The following is a 17,093-nucleotide window of genomic DNA, read 5'->3' on the forward strand; positions in this document are numbered from 1 at the left end:
TACGCACACCCGGAACCAGCCACCCCATACCCTCGGGGGTCGGCCCGCCGGACGTCAACCCTCCGGTACGGACCATTCCCGGCCCGGGACGGGCCGGGGCGGCCCGGGGCGGGCCGCCGGGTCAGCCGTGCTTGGCGCGCGAGGCGGTACGGCCGCGCTGCTTCTGGTCCAGGACGACCTTGCGGATCCGGACGGTCTCCGGGGTCACCTCGATGCACTCGTCCTCGCGGCAGAACTCCAGGGACTGCTCCAGCGAGAGCTTCCGCGCCGGCACCACGTTCTCCGTGGTGTCCGCCGAGGCGGCGCGCATATTGGTGAGCTTCTTCTCCTTGGTGATGTTCACGTCCATGTCGTCGGCGCGCGAGTTCTCGCCGATGATCATGCCTTCGTAGACCTCGGTGCCGGCCTCGGTGAAGATGACGCCGCGCTCCTGGAGGTTGACCATCGCGAACGGGGTCACCGAGCCCGAACGGTCCGCCACCAGCGAGCCGTTGTGCCGGGTGCGCAGCTCGCCGAACCACGGCTCGTGGCCCTCGAAGATGGAGTGCGCGATGCCCGTGCCACGGGTCTGGGTGAGGAACTCGGTACGGAAGCCGATGAGCCCGCGGGACGGCACGATCCACTCCATGCGGATCCACCCCGAGCCGTGGTTGGTCATCGTCTCCATACGGCCCTTACGGGTCGCCATGAGCTGCGTGATGGCGCCGAGGTGCTCCTCGGGCGAGTCGATCGTCATGCGCTCGATCGGCTCGTACGTCTTGCCGTCCACCTGCTTGGTGACGACCTCCGGCTTGCCGACGGTCAGCTCGAAGCCCTCGCGGCGCATCTGCTCGACCAGGATGGCCAGCGCCAGTTCGCCCCGGCCCTGCACCTCCCAGGCGTCCGGGCGCTCGGTGTCCAGCACGCGGAGCGAGACGTTGCCGATCAGCTCGCGGTCGAGACGGTCCTTGACCTGGCGGGCGGTGACCTTGTGGCCCTTGCCGCCCTTGCCGACCAGCGGCGAGGTGTTGGTGCCGATGGTCATCGAGATCGCGGGCTCGTCGACCGTGATCAGCGGCAGCGCGATGGGGTTCTCGGGGTCGGCCAGGGTCTCGCCGATCATGATGTCGGGGATGCCCGCGATGGCGCAGATGTCGCCGGGGCCGGCCTTCTCGGCGGGCTTGCGGGTCAGCGCCTCCGTCATCAGCAGCTCGGTGATGCGGACATTGGCCATCGTGCCGTCACGCTTGATCCAGGTGACGGTCTGGCCCTTCTTCAGCTCGCCCTGCTCGACGCGGCAGAGGGCGATACGGCCGAGGAAGTTGTCCGCGTCCAGGTTGGTGACATGGGCCTGGAGCGGCGCCGTCTCGTCGTACTCGGGGGCCGGGACATGGGCGAGGATCGTGGAGAAGAACGGCTCCAGGTTGTCGCTGTCGGCCGGGACGGTGCCGTCCTCCGGCTTGGTCAGCGAGGCGACGCCGTCCCGCGCGCAGGCGTAGACGATCGGGAACTCGATCTGCTCCTCGGTCGCGTCCAAGTCCAGGAAGAGGTCGTAGGTCTCGTCGACGACCTCGGCGATCCGGGAGTCGGGGCGGTCCGTCTTGTTGATGCAGAGGATGACCGGCATCTTCGCCTGGAGCGCCTTGCGGAGCACGAAGCGGGTCTGCGGGAGCGGGCCCTCCGAGGCGTCCACCAGCAGCACGACCGCGTCGACCATCGACAGACCGCGCTCGACCTCGCCGCCGAAGTCGGCGTGGCCCGGGGTGTCGATGATGTTGATGGTGATGGGGTCGCCACCCGACTTCGGGTGGTACTTCACCGCCGTGTTCTTGGCGAGGATCGTGATGCCCTTCTCACGCTCCAGGTCGTTCGAGTCCATCATCCGGTCGTCGAGTTGCTCGGCGGCGTGCGCGGCGAAGGCGCCGGCCTGCTTCAGCATGGCGTCGACCAGAGTGGTCTTGCCATGGTCGACGTGGGCGACGATGGCGACGTTACGGATGTCGTGGCGCGTGGGCATGCTGGCTGGCGCTTCTCTCGATCGTGGGTGCGGCGTTGTTTTTCCTCGGACGCCCGCCGGGCGGACACGCCACGGCTTCTCCCATCGTACGGGCCCGGGGCGTCGGGGGCTTCCCGGCCCGATCGGAGAGGTGCGGATCACGGCCGCGCGGTGGTGACCTGGGGTGTGCGCGGCGTCTACGGAGGGTGTGAGTGCCCGGGTCAGGGACGGTAACGAGCTTGCCCGCCGGGGTGGCCGGCGGGCAAGTGAATTGATGGTTCCCGGAGCTTACGAACCGGTGATGACCTGGTGGTCCACGGGTTTCCCCGGTCTTTACGGTCCGAACGGGCCGCCCGCGCTGCGGACGCCGTACGGGCCGCCCGCGCGGCAGGCGCCTCGCACGCCGTACGGGCCGCCCGCGCTCACTTCTTCTTGTCGGCGTCGGGCCCCTTGGGGCTCGGCTTCTCCCACCCGATGTCCTCGTACCGCGGTGCGGCGAAGCCGAAGGCCCCGGCGTTCACCAGCCCCGGCTTGACCGCGACGAGCTGCGGACGCTGGTAGAGGGGGATGGAGCCGGCCGTGGCCCAGATCCGGGCGTCGGCCTGCCGGACGAGATCGCGGGCGGTCTCCTCGTTCAGCTCCCCGGCGGCGCGGCTGAAGAGCTGGTCGATGTGGTCCGTACCGACCCGGGTGTAGTTCTGCTCCACCTGGAGCGATCCGTCGCTGGCGGGGACGGGCTTGGCGTAGATCGGCCGGCCGTCGGTGGCCGGGTAGGCGCTGGACGGCCAGGAGTAGAGCGCCAGGTCGTAGTCGCCGGAGGCGATGTGGTCCTTGAAGTAGCTGTCGTCGGCGACCTTGGTGACCTCGGTCGTGATCCCGACCCGGTCGAGCATCCGCGAGATCCGGGTGCCGACGGCGCGCAGCGACTCGGTGCCCTCGCCCTCGGGGAGGACGAAGCGGAGCGTGAGGGGCTTGCCCTCCTTGCCGAGCGGACCGCCCACCGGGACCGTCAGCGGCGACGGCGAGGCGGAGGCCGAAGCGGAGGCGGAGGAAGCGGCCGGGGAGGCCGGGGCCGCCGTACCGCGCGGGGCGTACGCGCCCGCCATGCCGCCGGACCGCCCCGTGTCGTCGAGCGCCGCGGCCTGGCGCAGCAGCACCTCGCCCTGGAAGGCGGCTGCGGGCGCGGGCGCGAGGACATACGGTGCGGACTCGGGGCGCGGTGCCCGGTGGCCCGGCTTGTTGTCCTCGCCGACGATGTACGTGCCCTCGTCGGTGGCGGCGTCGTCCGCGGCCTCCCGCGCGCGCTTCTCGGCCGAGGCGGCCGAGGCAGCCGAGGCGTCCGAGGCCGGACCGGCCGCCCGCTCCGGCCCGCCCTCGCCCCGCCCGGTCCGCTTCTCGTCGGTCGTGGACTCGTCGGAGCCGTCCGCATCCTCGCCGTCCGCCCCCTTCTTCCGCTGGCTCGCGGCCCCGGCCTTCGTCCCGTCGTCCTTCTTCCGCGCGCCGTCGGGCGTCCATCCCGCGTCGACCAGGAGCGCCAGCGCCTCGTGCGTGTCCTGCTTGCCGAGCGCCTGGCTGCTGTCCGCGTACGCCTCCTGGCCGCGCAGCGCCAGATGGCTGCCGGGCGGCTCGGCCGGCAGGTCGAGCGGCTTGAGTACGGTGTCGGCGAGCTCCTGGCGGTCGAGCGCGCGGGCCACCGCGCGCCGCACCCGCTCGTCGGCGAGGGGGCCCGACTCGCCGTTCAGGGCGAGCTGGGTGTAGGCGGGCTCCAGCGACTTCCGTACGACGACCTTGTTCAGCCCGAGCTGTTCGGTCGCGTACCGCTGGACGGCCTCGGCCTGCTCCGCCCGCGCCTCCTGGGCCAGCTCCGCCTTCTCCTCGTCGGAGCCGTACGCCTCGGCCCAGGAGCGGAGGGCGGAGGCCGGGGTGATCTCGGCGCCGGGACCGTGGGTGAGCGGCTGGCCGCCCTTCCCCTTGTCCTTGTCCTTGATGGCGAGGGCGATACGTTTCGCCGCCCCGCTGTCGATGTCGGCGATGTCGAGCTTCCCGGCGGCCAGCGCGGCGGCCCGCTTGCTGCGCGGCACGGCGCTCAGGACCAGCTTGTCGAGCTTGGCGGGCTGCCCCCACCAGCGCGGGTCACGGACGAGCGTGACCTCCTTCGCCTTGCGGTCCACCTTCTTGACGGTGAAGGGCCCCGCGGTCTTCTTCAGGGCCGCGCGGGCGCCGTCGTTGAACGCGTTGGGCTTCCCGGTGACTTCCTTGGGATAGAGCGGGGTGAAGAGGGACTTCCAGTCGGCGTAGGGCTTGTTGAAGGTGACGCGCACCTCCAGGTTGTTGGCCCCGCGTTCGATCTTCTCGATACGGTCGTACCCGGCGTTCCGCGCCGTCCAGTACGCGGAGTCCTTCCCGCGCAGGGCGCGCCACTGGGCCACGAAGTCCGGCGCCCCGATCTCCCGGCCGTCGCTCCACACCGCCTGCTGGTTGAGCTTGTAGAGCACGACCTGCTTGGGCTCACGCTCGACGATCTTGGCGGATTCCAGATAGTCGGGGTTGCGCTGCGGCCGTCCCGCCTTGTCCATCCGGTAGAAGGAGGGCAGGACGACATCGGCGATCCGGGTGGTGGCCTCGTCGGCGTCGGCCTGGAAGGCGTTGAGGGTGGCGGGCATGGTGTCGACCGCCCAGCGCACCGTGCCGCCCTGCTTGACCCGGTCCCTCTTGACCGCCGCGATGTCCGGGGCGGCAGCCGTGGCGGCGCTCTCGTCCGAATCCGAGGTGCATGCGGAGAGGGTGGGCAGGGCGAGCACACCGGTGGTCAGAAGCGCGACGGAGCGGAGCGTTCGGGAGCATGTCCTCCCGCGTGGGGCACCGACCTGGGACATGGCTTTACCTCTTCGTCCTGTTTTCGGTCCTGTTTGCGGAATTTAGAGATGATCACACCTATTTGCCCACTCACTGAAGGGGACGGCCCGGGGCCCACGGCGCAGACACGGCGGCGTGCGCCCCGAATCCCACCCGCACGGCGCAACGCGCCCCGGGCGGACACAACGCGCCCCCGGCGCGGACCGGCGGCGATGCCGAAAGGACCATCCGACGCCTTCACAAGCGGGGGTGTGACGCGCGACACTCGCAGCCGCACACAGAGAGCGTCCGCCGGGTCACTCCGGAGGACCCCCGCATGCCACCGGTCCGACCGTTCGTGGAAGTGAGGGCAACTCATGTCGATGCAGGACGAGATGGCGGCCGTCCGACGCCGCCTCGACGAGCTGTCCGCCACGGTCGAACGGCTGGAGCGGCGACTGGCCCGGGGGGACGACGCCGACGGCTCGGGGCCGGCCCCCGCCGACCGGGCGGACGAACTGGTCCCGGTCCCGGACACCCCGTACGACACGACGCTCTGGACCGACTCGGACGACGAGGGCCTGGGCGTACGCGACCGACGCGCCCCCTGAGCCGGGCCGGGCCGCCGCATCGGCTCCCACCCGCTTCGGCTCCCACCCGCTTCGGCTCCCGCCCCGCCCGCACCTCCCGTCTCTGCCCGCACCTCCCGTCCCTGCCCGCCCGACCCGCCTGCCCTACCCGCCCAGCCCGTACTGCCCGCACTTCCCGCCCCGCCCGCCACTCGTACAGCGAGGAGAACGCGTTGGCCACCGGTACTCAGCCCCCGGCCTCCGGCACGGACCCGCGGCGCGCCGGGCACGGCGTGCGCGGCGCCACCCGCGCCGCCATCGCCCCCCGCCACCTCCGCACCGACCGCTGGTGGCTCGCGCCCGCCGGGACCGCCGCCGGGCTCCTCGCCTTCGTCGTCTACTCGACCTGGCGCGCCTTCTCGAACAGCGACTACTACGCGGCGCCGTACGTCTCGCCGTTCTACTCCCCGTGCCTCGCCGAGAACTGCGTCCCGATGCGGCACGGCCCCAACTGGGAGCTGTTCGGCGGCTGGTGGGGCCTCTCGCCCGCGCTGCTGATCCTGGTATTCCCGCTCGGCTTCCGGCTGACCTGCTACTACTACCGCAAGGCGTACTACCGGGGCTTCTGGGCCTCGCCGCCCGCCTGCGCCGTCGCCGAGCCGCACACCTCGTACACCGGCGAGACCCGCTTCCCGCTGGTCCTCCAGAACCTGCACCGGTACTTCTTCTACGCGGCCGTGCTGGTCGGCGTCGTCCTCACCTACGACACGGTCCTCACCTTCCGGGACGAGCAGTACGCGTGGGGCCATATGGGTGTGGGCACGCTGCTCTTCCTCGTCAACATCGGGTTGATCTGGGCGTACACCCTGTCCTGCCACTCCTGCCGGCACATCATCGGCGGCCGGCTGCGGCACTTCTCCAAGCACCCCGTGCGCTACCGGCTCTGGGGGTGGGTCGGCCGGCTGAACCAGCGCCATATGCAGCTCGCCTGGGCCTCGCTGATCTCCGTCGCCGCCTGCGACTTCTATGTCTATCTGCTGGCCACCGGCGCCTTCGCCGACCCACGCCTCTTCTAGTCAGTGCACCCCCTTCAGTCAGTGCACCCATGCGACTCCGAGCTCTGAGGTGAGCCTTCACACATGACGCAACTGGAACGCCGGCCGTGGGACGTCGTGGTCGTGGGAGCGGGCGGGGCGGGGCTGCGGGCCGCCATCGAGGCGCGCGAGCGCGGCGCCCGCACCGCCGTCATCTGCAAGTCCCTCTTCGGCAAGGCCCATACGGTGATGGCCGAGGGCGGGATCGCCGCCTCCATGGGCAATGTCAACGCGGGCGACAACTGGCAGACGCACTTCCGCGACACCCTGCGCGGCGGGAAGTTCCTCAACCAGTGGCGGATGGCCGAGCTGCACGCCCAGGAGGCCCCCGACCGGGTCTGGGAGCTGGAGACCTGGGGCGCGCTCTTCGACCGTACGCCCGACGGCCGGATCTCCCAGCGCAACTTCGGCGGCCATGAGTACCCCCGGCTCGCCCATGTCGGCGACCGCACCGGGCTCGAACTGATCCGCACCCTCCAGCAGAAGATCGTCGCGCTCCAGCAGGAGGACTTCCGGGAGTACGGGGACCATGAGGCGCGGCTGAAGGTCTACCAGGAGTGCACCGTCACACGGATCCTCAAGGACTCCGGCGGCCGGGTCGCCGGGACCTTCTGTTACGAGCGCGAGTCCGGCCGCTTCTTCGTGCTGGAGGCGCCGTCGGTGGTGCTCGCGACGGGCGGCATCGGCAAGTCCTTCAAGGTGACCTCGAACTCCTGGGAGTACACCGGTGACGGCCACGCGCTGGCGCTGCTCGCCGGCGCGCCGCTGCTGAACATGGAGTTCGTGCAGTTCCACCCGACCGGGATGGTCTGGCCGCCGTCCGTCAAGGGCATCCTCGTCACCGAGTCGGTGCGGGGCGACGGCGGGGTGCTCCGCAACTCCGAGGGCAAGCGGTTCATGTTCGACTATGTGCCGGACGTCTTCAAGGAGAAGTACGCGGAGTCCGAGGCGGAGGGCGACCGCTGGTACGAGGACCCGGACCACAACCGCCGCCCGCCCGAGCTGCTCCCCCGCGACGAGGTGGCGCGCGCCATCAACGCCGAGGTCAAGGCGGGGCGCGGGTCGCCGCACGGCGGGGTCTTCCTCGATGTCTCGACCCGGATGCCCGCCGAGGTGGTGCGGCGGCGGCTGCCGTCGATGTACCACCAGTTCAAGGAGCTCGCGGATGTCGACATCACGGCGGAGCCGATGGAGGTCGGCCCGACCTGCCATTACGTGATGGGCGGGATCGCCGTCGACTCCGAGACGGCCGCGGCGGCCGGGGTGCCGGGTCTGTACGCGGCGGGGGAGGTGGCCGGCGGTATGCACGGCTCCAACCGGCTCGGCGGCAACTCCCTCTCCGACCTGCTGGTCTTCGGCCGCCGGGCGGGGCTGTACGCCGCCGGGCACGCGGCGGAGACCGCGGAGCGCCCGGTCCCGGACGAGGCGGGGATCGAGGCGGCGGCGGCCGAGGCGCTCCGCCCCTTCGGCGCGGCGGGCGGGGCGGCGGGCGAGGGGTCCCCCGGGGACCCGGGGCCGGCGGAGAACCCGTACACCCTGCACCAGCGGCTCCAGCAGACCATGAACGACCTGGTCGGCATCATCCGCCGGGAGGCCGAGATGGCGCAGGCCCTGGAGACCCTGGCCGAGCTGCGGGTACGGGCCGGGCGCGCCGTGGTCGAGGGCCACCGGCAGTTCAACCCCGGCTGGCACCTCGCGATCGACCTGCGGAACATGCTGCTGGTCAGCGAGTGCGTGGCGCGGGCGGCCCTGGAGCGTACGGAGAGCAGGGGCGGCCACACCCGGGAGGACTGGCCGGTCATGGTGGCCGACTGGCGCCGGGTCAACCTCTACTGCCGCCTCGTGGACGAAGGGGAAGGGGAAAGGGAAGGCGGAGCGGAAGCGGAGGGCGGACGGATCGCGCTCGACCGGCGGACGACCGAGCCGATCCGGCCGGACTTGCTGGCGCTGTTCGAGAAGGAAGAGCTGGTCAAGTACCTCGCCGAAGAGGAGCTGCACGAGTGAGCACAGAGACGGGTACGGGCGCGGGCACGGGCAGCGCGGAGGCGAGCACGGCTGCCGGCACGGGTACGGGTACGGGCGCGTCCTCCTCCTCGTACGAGGCGACGTTCCGGCTCTGGCGCGGCGACGCGGACGGCGGGGAGCTGACGGAGTTCACGGTCGAGGTGCACGAGGGCGAGGTCGTCCTCGACATCGTCCACCGGATCCAGGCCACCCAGGCCCCGGACCTCGCGGTGCGCTGGAACTGCAAGGCGGGCAAGTGCGGTTCGTGCAGCGCGGAGATCAACGGCCGGCCCCGGCTGATGTGCATGACGCGGATGTCCGTCTTCTCCCGTACGGAGACGGTGACGGTCACCCCGCTCCGCGCCTTCCCGGTCATCCGGGACCTGGTGACCGACGTGTCCTTCAACTACGCGAAGGCCCGCGAGGTCCCGGCGTTCGTACCGCCGCCGGGGGTGGCGGCCGGGGAGTACCGGATGCGGCAGATGGATGTGGAGCGCTCGCAGGAGTTCCGCAAGTGCATCGAGTGCTTCCTGTGCCAGGACACCTGCCATGTGGTGCGGGACCACGAGGAGAACAAGCCGGCCTTCGCCGGGCCGCGCTTCCTGATGCGGGTGGCGGAGCTGGACATGCATCCGCTGGACGCGGCCGAGGAGTCCGGTCTCGACCGCAAGCGGACGGCGCAGGAGGAGCACGGGCTGGGGTACTGCAACATCACCAAGTGCTGCACGGAGGTCTGCCCCGAGAACATCCGGATCACGGACAACGCGCTGATCCCGCTGAAGGAGCGCGCGGCGGACCGGAAGTACGACCCGCTGGTGTGGCTGGGCAACAAGATCCGGCGGAGGGAGGCGTAGCGGACGCGGCACGCCCGGCTCCCCGGCTCCTCCGCTGGGCTCCTCGGCTCCTCCGCCCGGCCCCCGGCTCCTCCGCCCGGCTCCTCGGCTCCTCGGCTGGGCTCCCCGGCTCCTCGGCTTCCGCTTCACGTACGGCGCAGCCGCTCCCCGAAGAAGCGCCTGCGGGCCGCGTCGAGTTCCGCCGTCTCCCGCGCCTCGTCCGGGTGCGCGAAGTGCCCGGCCGACAGGGTGTACAGCTCGCGGGGTCCGGCCAGCGCGTTGTACACGGCGAACTGCCCCGGCGGCGGTACGGACGGGTCGAAGAGGGCCGCCGCCACCAGCACCGGCACCCGGATCCGGCTCGCGGCGGTGGCGGCGTCGAAGTACGGCAGGACGTCCATGACCCCGGGATGGTCGTGGTGGTACGCCCGTACGGCCCTCCCGCTGCCCACACTGGGGAGGGTGAGCCCGAGCGGCCGGTCGCCGAAGGCGGGCACGGTGAGCTGGGCGCACCCCATGCGGTCGTCCCAGGGCAGCGCGAGCGCGCCGAGCCCGCCGCCGAGGCTCTCCCCCACATACCCGAGCCGCGCCCCGGGCCGGTCCCCGGCTCCCCCCGCCGGCTCGGACACCAGCTCGGGCACCAGCTCCAGCAGCGCCGACGCCGCGCACCACAGATCCGCCACGCAGTCGCCGAGGACATAGGTGTCGCGGGAGTCGATGCCGTACAGGACGTGCTCGCCCGCCTCGCCCGGGATACCGGGGCGCCGGCTGCGCGCGCCGAGCCCCCGTACGCACGGCAGGACGGCCGCCGAGCGGGGCAGCGGAAGCGGAACGTCCGTCCCGGGGTCCTGGCGGCCCCCGTAGCCGTGCCCGACGACGAAGCCGTGCTCGGCGGGGCCGTCGGCGGGCAGCACCAGCCAGCCGCCGAGCCGCAGCCCGCCGACGGAGGTGAAGGAGACGCCGAAGATCCGCGCGCCGTCGCGCTCCTCCTCCAGCGGCCCCACGGCGGGGGCGGTCACCACCCGGCGCGCCGCCTCGTACCGCTCCGTCCAGAACGCGTCGAAGTCCGCGGGCGCGGTGGGCGCGGGGAGGGCGAGGAGCTGATCGAGGCTCCGGCCGTGGGCCGGATCGAAGGGGAAGCCATGCGAGAACACGGGCATGATCGCGACATTAGCGGACGCCCCGGCCACCGGACAGGAGCTCGGGCAGGGCGCCGACGAGCGCCCCCGGGACCCGCCCGCCCAGGTCCGGTCGCGGCCGGTACGGCACGGACATAACCTCCGAAACGTGACCCCCACCACGCCCTCCGCCCGCTCCCGCGCCCGCGCCCGCACGGCTCTCGCGGCTTGCACGGCTTGCACGGCTCTCGCGGCTCCGGCGGCACCGCTGCTGCTCCTGGCGTGCTGGGCGGCGGCGCCGGGAGCTGCCTGGGCCGCCGGGGCCGCCCTCCGGAGCGAGACCGGCCCGGGCGGGGCGGCGCGGGGCGGCGGGGCGGGCGATGCCTGGATCCTGCCGCTGCTGGTGGTGCTCGCGGCGGTCGCGGTGGCCGCGTACACCTTCGTACGACGCTCCTGCCGCGCCCGGTTCCGTACGACGCCGGGCGGCCGGCCGGCCGGTCCAAGGCGGGGAACGGCACGGACCCTCCACCTGACGGGCCCGGCCTCGCAGCCGCTCCCCGAGCTGACCGCCACGGCCGGCCGGCGGCTGACCGCGACGGACGACGCGCTCCGGACCAGCCAGGAGGAACTGGCCGTCGCCACGGCGCGGTTCGGGGCGGCGGCGACGGCGCCGTTCGCCGACGCGGTGGCGTTCGCGCGCGGGGAGCTGACGGTGGCGTTCCGGTCGCACCAGGAGCTGGACGAGGCGGAGACCCGGGACGACGCGGCGCGGCGCGGGCCGCTCGACGAGATCGTGGCCCGCTGCGCGGCGGCGGACCGGCGGCTGGACGCGGAGGCCGAGGCGTTCGACCGGCTGCGGGCGCCGGAGCGCGAGGCGCCGGAGGCGCTGGCCGCCGCCCGGGCGGCGTACCGGGCGCTGAGCGGCCGGACCGACGCGGCGCGCGCCACGCTGGCCGCGCTCCGCGAGCGGTACGCGGGGTCGGCGTCCGCACCGGTCGCCGACGGACCGGAGCAGGCGGCGGACCGGCTGCTGTTCGCCTCCGACGCCCTCGACACGGCGGCCGGTTTCGTGGAGTCGGGCGACAACGCGCGGGCCGCCGTCCATGTCCGGGCCGCCGAGGGCGCGGTGGGGCAGGCGGCGGCGCTGATCGAGTCCGTGGAGCGGCGCGCCCGGGAAGTGGACGAGGCGGCCGGCCTCCTCCCCGCCGCGCTCACCGAGGCGGAGGCGGCCCTCAAGAACGCCCACGCCCTGCTGCGCGACCCTCCGGCCGACGCACCGACGACCGCCGCCCTCCGGGACCGCGTCGGCCGGGCGGAGGCGGCGACGGCTGAGGTACGGCGCGCGGTGAACGCGGGCCCGCACGACCCGCTCGACGCCCTGCGCCGGATCGAGGAGGCGGAAGCGGCGCTGGACGGCCTGCCGGCGGGCGGGCCACGGGCCGTCGCGGATACGGAGCGGGCGGAGCGGGAAGGGGCCGGCCGGCACCAGACGGGACCGCACCAGGCCGACCCGGAGCGTACGGAACCGGAACGGACAGGCCCGGAGCGGACCGAACCGGAACAGGCAGGCCCGACGCGGACCGAACCGGAACAGGCAGGCCCGGAGCGGACGCAACCGGAACAGGCAGGCCCGACGCGGACCGAACCGGGCCGGACGCGCCCGGACGACGCAGGACCGGACCGGACACGCCCGGACCACGCAGGACCGGGCCACACCCGGCCCCGCCGGGCGCGGCTGGACCGGGCGTTGCTGACGGCGCGTTCGGCGCACGCCGCCGCCGGCACCTACGTCACCACGCACCGGGGCGCGGCGGGCAGCCAGGCCCGCACCCGGCTTTCGGAGGCGGGACGGCACCTGGAGTGGGCCCAGGGGCAGGCGGCCGGAGGTGACCCCCGGACGGCTCTGGCGGAGGCGGTACGGGCGGGCGCCCTGGCCCGGGAGGCGCAGGCTCTGGCGGAGCGGGACGTGCGCGCGTACGACAGTCATTACGGCGCGCCCGGTGCTCGCGCCATGGGGGGCGGCGTGGGCGGGGCGCTCCTGGGCGGCATCCTCGTCGACGGCGCCCCCGCCGCCTTCGGCGGCACCGGCACCCGAGCCCGGCTGAACGGAGAAACCCGGCTCCGGCGCTCCCCCTGAACCGGAAGTCCCAGGGCGCGTGGCCCCAGCGGCGGCCCTGGGCACCGTATCCGCGTACCGGTACGAGCCTCGTCGGCCCCGGTACCGGGTACGAGCCCCGCCGGCCCCGGGACCAAGCGCGCCCGGCGCGCCCGCTCCCGCGCCCCGGCCCCCGCCCCCGGCCCCCGCCCCCGTCTCAGAACATGCTCAGCAACTGCTCCACGCTCGGTTCCGGGGCCGGGCTGCCGTCCGGGAGGGGGAGTTCGAACCAGACCGTCTTGCCCCGGGGGGTGCGGCGGGAGCCCCAGGCCGCGCTCAGGAGGCCGACCAGCTGGAGGCCGCGCCCGCCCTCGTCCGTGTCGCGGGCCCTGCGGCGGCGGGGCTGGACGAGGCCGCCGTCCCAGACCTCGCAGACGAGCGTACGGTCGCGCAGGAGCCGCAGCCTGATCTCGCCCTCGCCGTACCGGAGCGCGTTGGTGACCAGCTCGCTGACGAGGAGTTCGACCGTGTCGACCAGTGGTTCGAGGTCCCAGGCGGTGAGCTGCGCGCGGGCCAGCTCGCGGGCGCGGCCCACCGAGCGGGGCTCGCGGGGCAGGTTCCAGTCGCCGACGGCCTCCGCGGGCAGCCCCTGGATCCGGGCCATCAGCAGAGCGATGTCGTCCTCGCCGTGCCGGGTGTCGAGCGTGGTGAGGACGTGGTCGCAGACGTCCTCCAGCGGGCGCGCCGCGTGCGCGAGGGCCGCGCGGAACGCGGAGAGCCCCTCGTCCAGCGGCTGGTCACGGGATTCGACCAGGCCGTCCGTGTAGAGGGCGAGCAGCGCGCCCTCCGCCACATCGACCTCGACCTGTTCGAAGGGTTCGCCGCCGACGCCGAGCGGCATGCCGGGCGGCACGTCGAGCATCAGGACCTCCTCGTCGGGCTCCACGAGGACCGGCGGCAGATGGCCGGCGTTGGCGAAGACACACCGCCGGGTGACCGGGTCGTAGACCGCGTACACGCAGGTGGCGAGGTACACCTCGGAGAGCTCCGCGTCCCGGGACTTGTGCGCGACCCGCGACGCCTGCTGCGCGCCGCTGGGCGTGCCGAGCCCCCGGGCGATCTCGTCCAGCGCGGAGAGCACCTCGGCGGGCTCCAGGTCGAGCAGGGCCAGGGTCCGTACGGCCGTGCGGAGTTCGCCCATCGCGACGGCGGCCCGCAGCCCGCGCCCCATGACATCGCCGACGACCAGCGCGGTGCGGTGGCCCGGCAGCTCGATGACGTCGAACCAGTCGCCGCCGACCTCCGTCGCCGTGTTGCCCGGCAGATAGCGGCAGGCGATGTCGAGCCCGGCGGCCTCCGGGTCGCCGGGGGGCAGCAGGCTGCGCTGGAGGATCAGCGCCCGCTCGTGCTCCCGGCGGTAGAGGCGCGCGTTGTCGATACAGACGGCGGCCCGCGCGGCGAGTTCGACGGCGAGCGCCCGGTCCTGGTCGCCGAAGGGCTCGCTGCCCTTCGTACGGGAGAACTGGGCGAGCCCGATCACCGTGTCGTGCGCGACCATCGGAACGGCGAGGGTGGAGCGTACGAGGCTGCCCGGCTCGCCCGGGATGGCCTGCACCCGGGCGGTGCGCAGCGCGCTCGCGCTCACGGAGCTGAACGGGAAGCGGTGGACCGCCCCGACGTCCGGCGCGGCATAGCCGTCGGTGCCGTCGGCGCCGTCGCCCCCCGGGACGGAGAGCGGCCCGTCGGAGACGGCGCTGGCGAAGGCGACGCGGCGGAGCCGGGCGCTGCCGCCGCCGGACTCCGCGCCGGAGGAGCCGCCGCGCCCCGGCGGGGTCTCGTCGCCGGTCAGCAGCGACTGGTAGAGGTCGACGGAGGCGAGGTCGCAGAAGCCGGGCACGGCGACCCCGAGCAGCTCGCGGGCGGTGGTCTCCAGGTCGAGGGAGTTGCCGATGCGCGCGCTCGCCTCGTTGAGCAGCGCGAGGTCGCGGCGGGCGCTGGCGGCCTCCCGGGCCGCGTTGTGGCGGCGCGTGACATCCGTACCGACCCCGGCGACGCCGATGGTGCGCCCGGAGCCGCTGTGCACCCGGTACAGGTTGACGGACCAGTGCCTGCGCTCCTGGTCCTCGGGTGCGGTGCCGACGATCTGGAGGCCGCTGACGGAGTCTCCGGTCGCCAGGACGCGCTTGAGGGCGCCGGTGAGCCGGTCGGCCTCGGGGCGCGAGAGGTAGTCGTACACCGTACGGCCCCGGTGGTCCCCGACCTCGCCGCCGAAGACCCGGGCGAACCGCTGATTGGCGCGTCGTACCCGGAGGTCGTCCCCGAACAGCAGAAACCCGAAGGGAGATTGGCCGAAAATCGCCTGCGCCGAGGCGAGGTCGGTCTCGATCCGCTGGAGCGCCCGGACGTCCACGACGAGACAGAGCGCCCCGCGTTCGCCACGCTCCGTCTCGCTCGGCATGACATAGATCTCGGCCAGCCCCTGCTGCCCGGGGCCCTCGCCGGCCTGGAACGGGACCAGCCCGGTCCACTCCTTGCCGTCGAGGATCTCCTTGACCCGGCGGTGGTAGCGCGGACGCAGCTCCGGCGGGATCAGGACCTCGACCGGATCCCGCCCCCTGACCTGGTGCGCGCCGATGCCGAAGAGTTCGGCGGCGCGCTCGCTCCACTGGTCGACCAGCCCGTCGGGGCCGATCGAGAAGGACGCCATTTTGATGTAGTCATAGATGGAGCCGGGTGGATTGCTCTGCCATACGACGTCACCCGCCGTCTCAGCTGTCTCGCTCACGCGACCGTCCCCTCCAGCTCACGCACCGGACCGGCCATGCCCGCAGTATTCAGCACTACGGCCCCGACCGGCACGCCGTTCACGATCACAGCACAATCTCGTTCTTTTTGAGCCGAGCGTGACGTGATCGTTCTCCCCTCAGACTTCTAACCAGGGAGGGACAGCTCGAACCACACGGTCTTACCTGTCTTCCCGCGCCGCGTGCCCCAGCGTCGCGCGGAACAGGCCACGAGCCGGAGCCCGCGCCCGCCTTCGTCCTCGGGGCCCGCGGTGCGCTCGGTGGGGGGATCGGGCAGCGGGTCGGAGACCTCGACGAGGAGGGTCGCGGCGGGGGGCGGCGCTTCGGGGCGTACGGCTCCGGAAGGCGCGTCTCCGGGACGTACGGCTCCGGAAGTCTCGTCTCCGGAGGGCACTGCTCCGGGGAGGGCCGTCGGGGGCAGGACGAGGCGCAGGCCGACCGGTCCGACCGTATAGCGCAGGGAGTTGGTCACCAACTCGCTGACCAGCAGGACCGCCAGGTCCCGCAGGGGCGGCGGCAGCCCCCAGGCGGCCAGGGTGTCGTACGCCGCGTGACGTGCGGTGCGTACGGTGCCGGGTGCGGCAGGGAAGGTCCACTCGGCGCGGGCGCCGTCCGCGGTGTCGATCAAGCCGACCACATCCCCATCCGAACAGGACCGACGGCACCCCCCGTCCTCCCTCACCCCGCCGTCGCGAGAGAGAGCGGCAAGAGGGGGCAGTTCGTCATATACCCGGAATTAAGGACAACTACCCTCATCGAGGGACGCGGACCTGACTGCGGACGCGGACGCGGAGGGGGAGGCGGAGGCGAGCCGCCGGGCCGCTTCCGCGACGGCGGGCCGGTCCTGGTCGAGCCAGTCGACCGTGTGGATCTCGTCGGGGCGGAGCCAGCGCAGCTCGTCGTGGTCCTCCAGCGGGAGCGGCGCGGGCCCCCCGGCGAGCAACCGGGCCGTCCACACCTGAAGCACACGGCCCGGCTTGAGCGGCCACTCGCCGGGAAGCCTCTCCACCAGGCGCGTCTCCACGCCCAGTTCTTCCCGCAGCTCACGGACGAGCGCCTGCTCCGGGGACTCCCCCGGCTCCACCTTGCCGCCGGGCAGCTCCCAGCGGCCGGCCAGCTCGGGCGGCGCGCTGCGCCGGGCCGCGAGGAGCCTGCCGCCGTCGCACACGGCGCCCGCCACCACCACACGATCACTCATGCGCCGGAGCGTAACGCGCCAACACCACCCGGGGACGGCCGACGGGGAGGGCAGGTCCGACGAGCCGGGGCCGGGCGGGAGCCGGAGCGGGCCGGCCACGGGGCGGTCCGGCCGGCGGACGGTTCCGCTACGGGGGGTACGGCTACGGGGTGGTCGTCTGGCTCGCGCGCTCGACCCAGTACACCTGGCGGTGTCCGCGCTCACCGAGGCCGTCGGCCATCTTCCGGGCCTCGTCCTCCGTGGCGTACCTGCCGACGCGGTAGCGATTGCCGTTGTCGTCCTCCCGTATCACCAGCCATGGGAGCAGGGCTCCGCTGTCGTTCATCGAGCCCCTTCCGCCGACGCCCCGCGTCTCTCCGAAGACCTACAGGAAACCGCATTCCGCATATGCCCGAGCGTACGCCTGACATTTACTCAGCGAATATCTGTTTGGCCGAAGAGGAACTCATCCGGCCAACAAAGCGCCGAAAACCGGGGGCAGGGGGCGCACTCAACCGAATGCGCCCTCTGCCCCCGATGGGCTCGCGCCACCCCCGCAGGCGGCCGGTGCCGCCCCCAACAGGGGGCT

At 73.2% G+C, this 17,093-nt stretch carries 12 protein-coding genes; 5 read left to right on the plus strand and 7 right to left on the minus strand.

Annotation, left to right across the window (positions count from 1 at the left end; genetic code table 11):
• Positions 1 to 121: 121 nt before the first annotated feature.
• Together typA and AB0O07_RS15425 are read right to left on the minus strand one after the other, a co-directional pair.
• Positions 122 to 1,996 (minus strand): translational GTPase TypA, encoded by a 1,875-nt coding sequence (gene typA, locus AB0O07_RS15420; RefSeq protein WP_365632380.1) that lies wholly within the window; start codon positions 1,994 to 1,996, stop codon positions 122 to 124.
• A gap of 401 nt (positions 1,997 to 2,397) precedes the next feature.
• The gene (locus tag AB0O07_RS15425; protein WP_365632382.1) at positions 2,398 to 4,851 is read right to left on the minus strand and encodes an ABC transporter family substrate-binding protein; all 2,454 of its coding nucleotides are present in this window, start codon (positions 4,849 to 4,851) and stop codon (positions 2,398 to 2,400) included.
• 336 nt (positions 4,852 to 5,187) lie between these two features.
• Here AB0O07_RS15425 and AB0O07_RS15430 point away from each other — a divergent pair, with 336 nt between their 5' ends.
• The 4 genes from AB0O07_RS15430 (at position 5,188) to AB0O07_RS15445 (ending at position 9,331) form a co-directional block, all read left to right on the plus strand.
• A complete protein-coding gene (locus AB0O07_RS15430) occupies positions 5,188 to 5,421 on the plus strand; it encodes a hypothetical protein (protein ID WP_365632385.1) in 234 nt (77 codons plus the stop codon).
• Between the two features lie 191 nt (positions 5,422 to 5,612).
• Positions 5,613 to 6,455: a hypothetical protein gene (locus tag AB0O07_RS15435; RefSeq protein ID WP_365632388.1), complete on the plus strand. Its 843-nt coding sequence runs from the start codon at positions 5,613 to 5,615 to the stop codon at positions 6,453 to 6,455.
• Positions 6,456 to 6,518: 63 nt separating this feature from the next.
• Positions 6,519 to 8,477 (plus strand): fumarate reductase/succinate dehydrogenase flavoprotein subunit, encoded by a 1,959-nt coding sequence (locus AB0O07_RS15440; protein WP_365632391.1) that lies wholly within the window; start codon positions 6,519 to 6,521, stop codon positions 8,475 to 8,477.
• Entirely contained in the window at positions 8,474 to 9,331 is an 858-nt protein-coding gene (locus AB0O07_RS15445) for a succinate dehydrogenase/fumarate reductase iron-sulfur subunit (RefSeq protein ID WP_365632393.1), read from the plus strand. The genes AB0O07_RS15440 and AB0O07_RS15445 overlap by 4 nt, the downstream gene beginning before the upstream one ends.
• Before the next feature lie 125 nt (positions 9,332 to 9,456).
• Here AB0O07_RS15445 and AB0O07_RS15450 read toward each other — a convergent pair whose 3' ends face one another.
• A complete protein-coding gene (locus AB0O07_RS15450; RefSeq protein WP_365632396.1) occupies positions 9,457 to 10,470 on the minus strand; it encodes an acetylxylan esterase in 1,014 nt (337 codons plus the stop codon).
• A 127-nt stretch (positions 10,471 to 10,597) separates the two neighbouring features.
• Here AB0O07_RS15450 and AB0O07_RS15455 point away from each other — a divergent pair, with 127 nt between their 5' ends.
• On the plus strand, positions 10,598 to 12,565 hold the full coding sequence (locus AB0O07_RS15455; protein ID WP_365632399.1) for a TPM domain-containing protein: 1,968 nt from the start codon (positions 10,598 to 10,600) through the stop codon (positions 12,563 to 12,565).
• Between the two features lie 175 nt (positions 12,566 to 12,740).
• On the opposite strand, the gene AB0O07_RS15460 is transcribed toward AB0O07_RS15455, so the two are convergent.
• From AB0O07_RS15460 to AB0O07_RS15475, 4 genes are all read right to left on the minus strand, one after another.
• Entirely contained in the window at positions 12,741 to 15,308 is a 2,568-nt protein-coding gene (locus tag AB0O07_RS15460; RefSeq protein WP_365632402.1) for a SpoIIE family protein phosphatase, read from the minus strand.
• A gap of 146 nt (positions 15,309 to 15,454) precedes the next feature.
• Positions 15,455 to 15,964: an ATP-binding protein gene (locus AB0O07_RS15465; RefSeq protein WP_365632405.1), complete on the minus strand. Its 510-nt coding sequence runs from the start codon at positions 15,962 to 15,964 to the stop codon at positions 15,455 to 15,457.
• A gap of 99 nt (positions 15,965 to 16,063) precedes the next feature.
• Positions 16,064 to 16,525 (minus strand): (deoxy)nucleoside triphosphate pyrophosphohydrolase, encoded by a 462-nt coding sequence (locus tag AB0O07_RS15470; RefSeq protein ID WP_365632408.1) that lies wholly within the window; start codon positions 16,523 to 16,525, stop codon positions 16,064 to 16,066.
• Positions 16,526 to 16,667: 142 nt separating this feature from the next.
• Complete coding sequence (locus AB0O07_RS15475) at positions 16,668 to 16,850, minus strand: SPOR domain-containing protein (RefSeq protein WP_365632411.1); 183 nt, start codon at positions 16,848 to 16,850, stop codon at positions 16,668 to 16,670.
• Between the last annotated feature and the right edge of the window lie 243 nt (positions 16,851 to 17,093).

Source organism: Streptomyces sp. NPDC093085 (genome assembly GCF_040683935.1).
Taxonomy (GTDB): domain Bacteria; phylum Actinomycetota; class Actinomycetes; order Streptomycetales; family Streptomycetaceae; genus Streptomyces.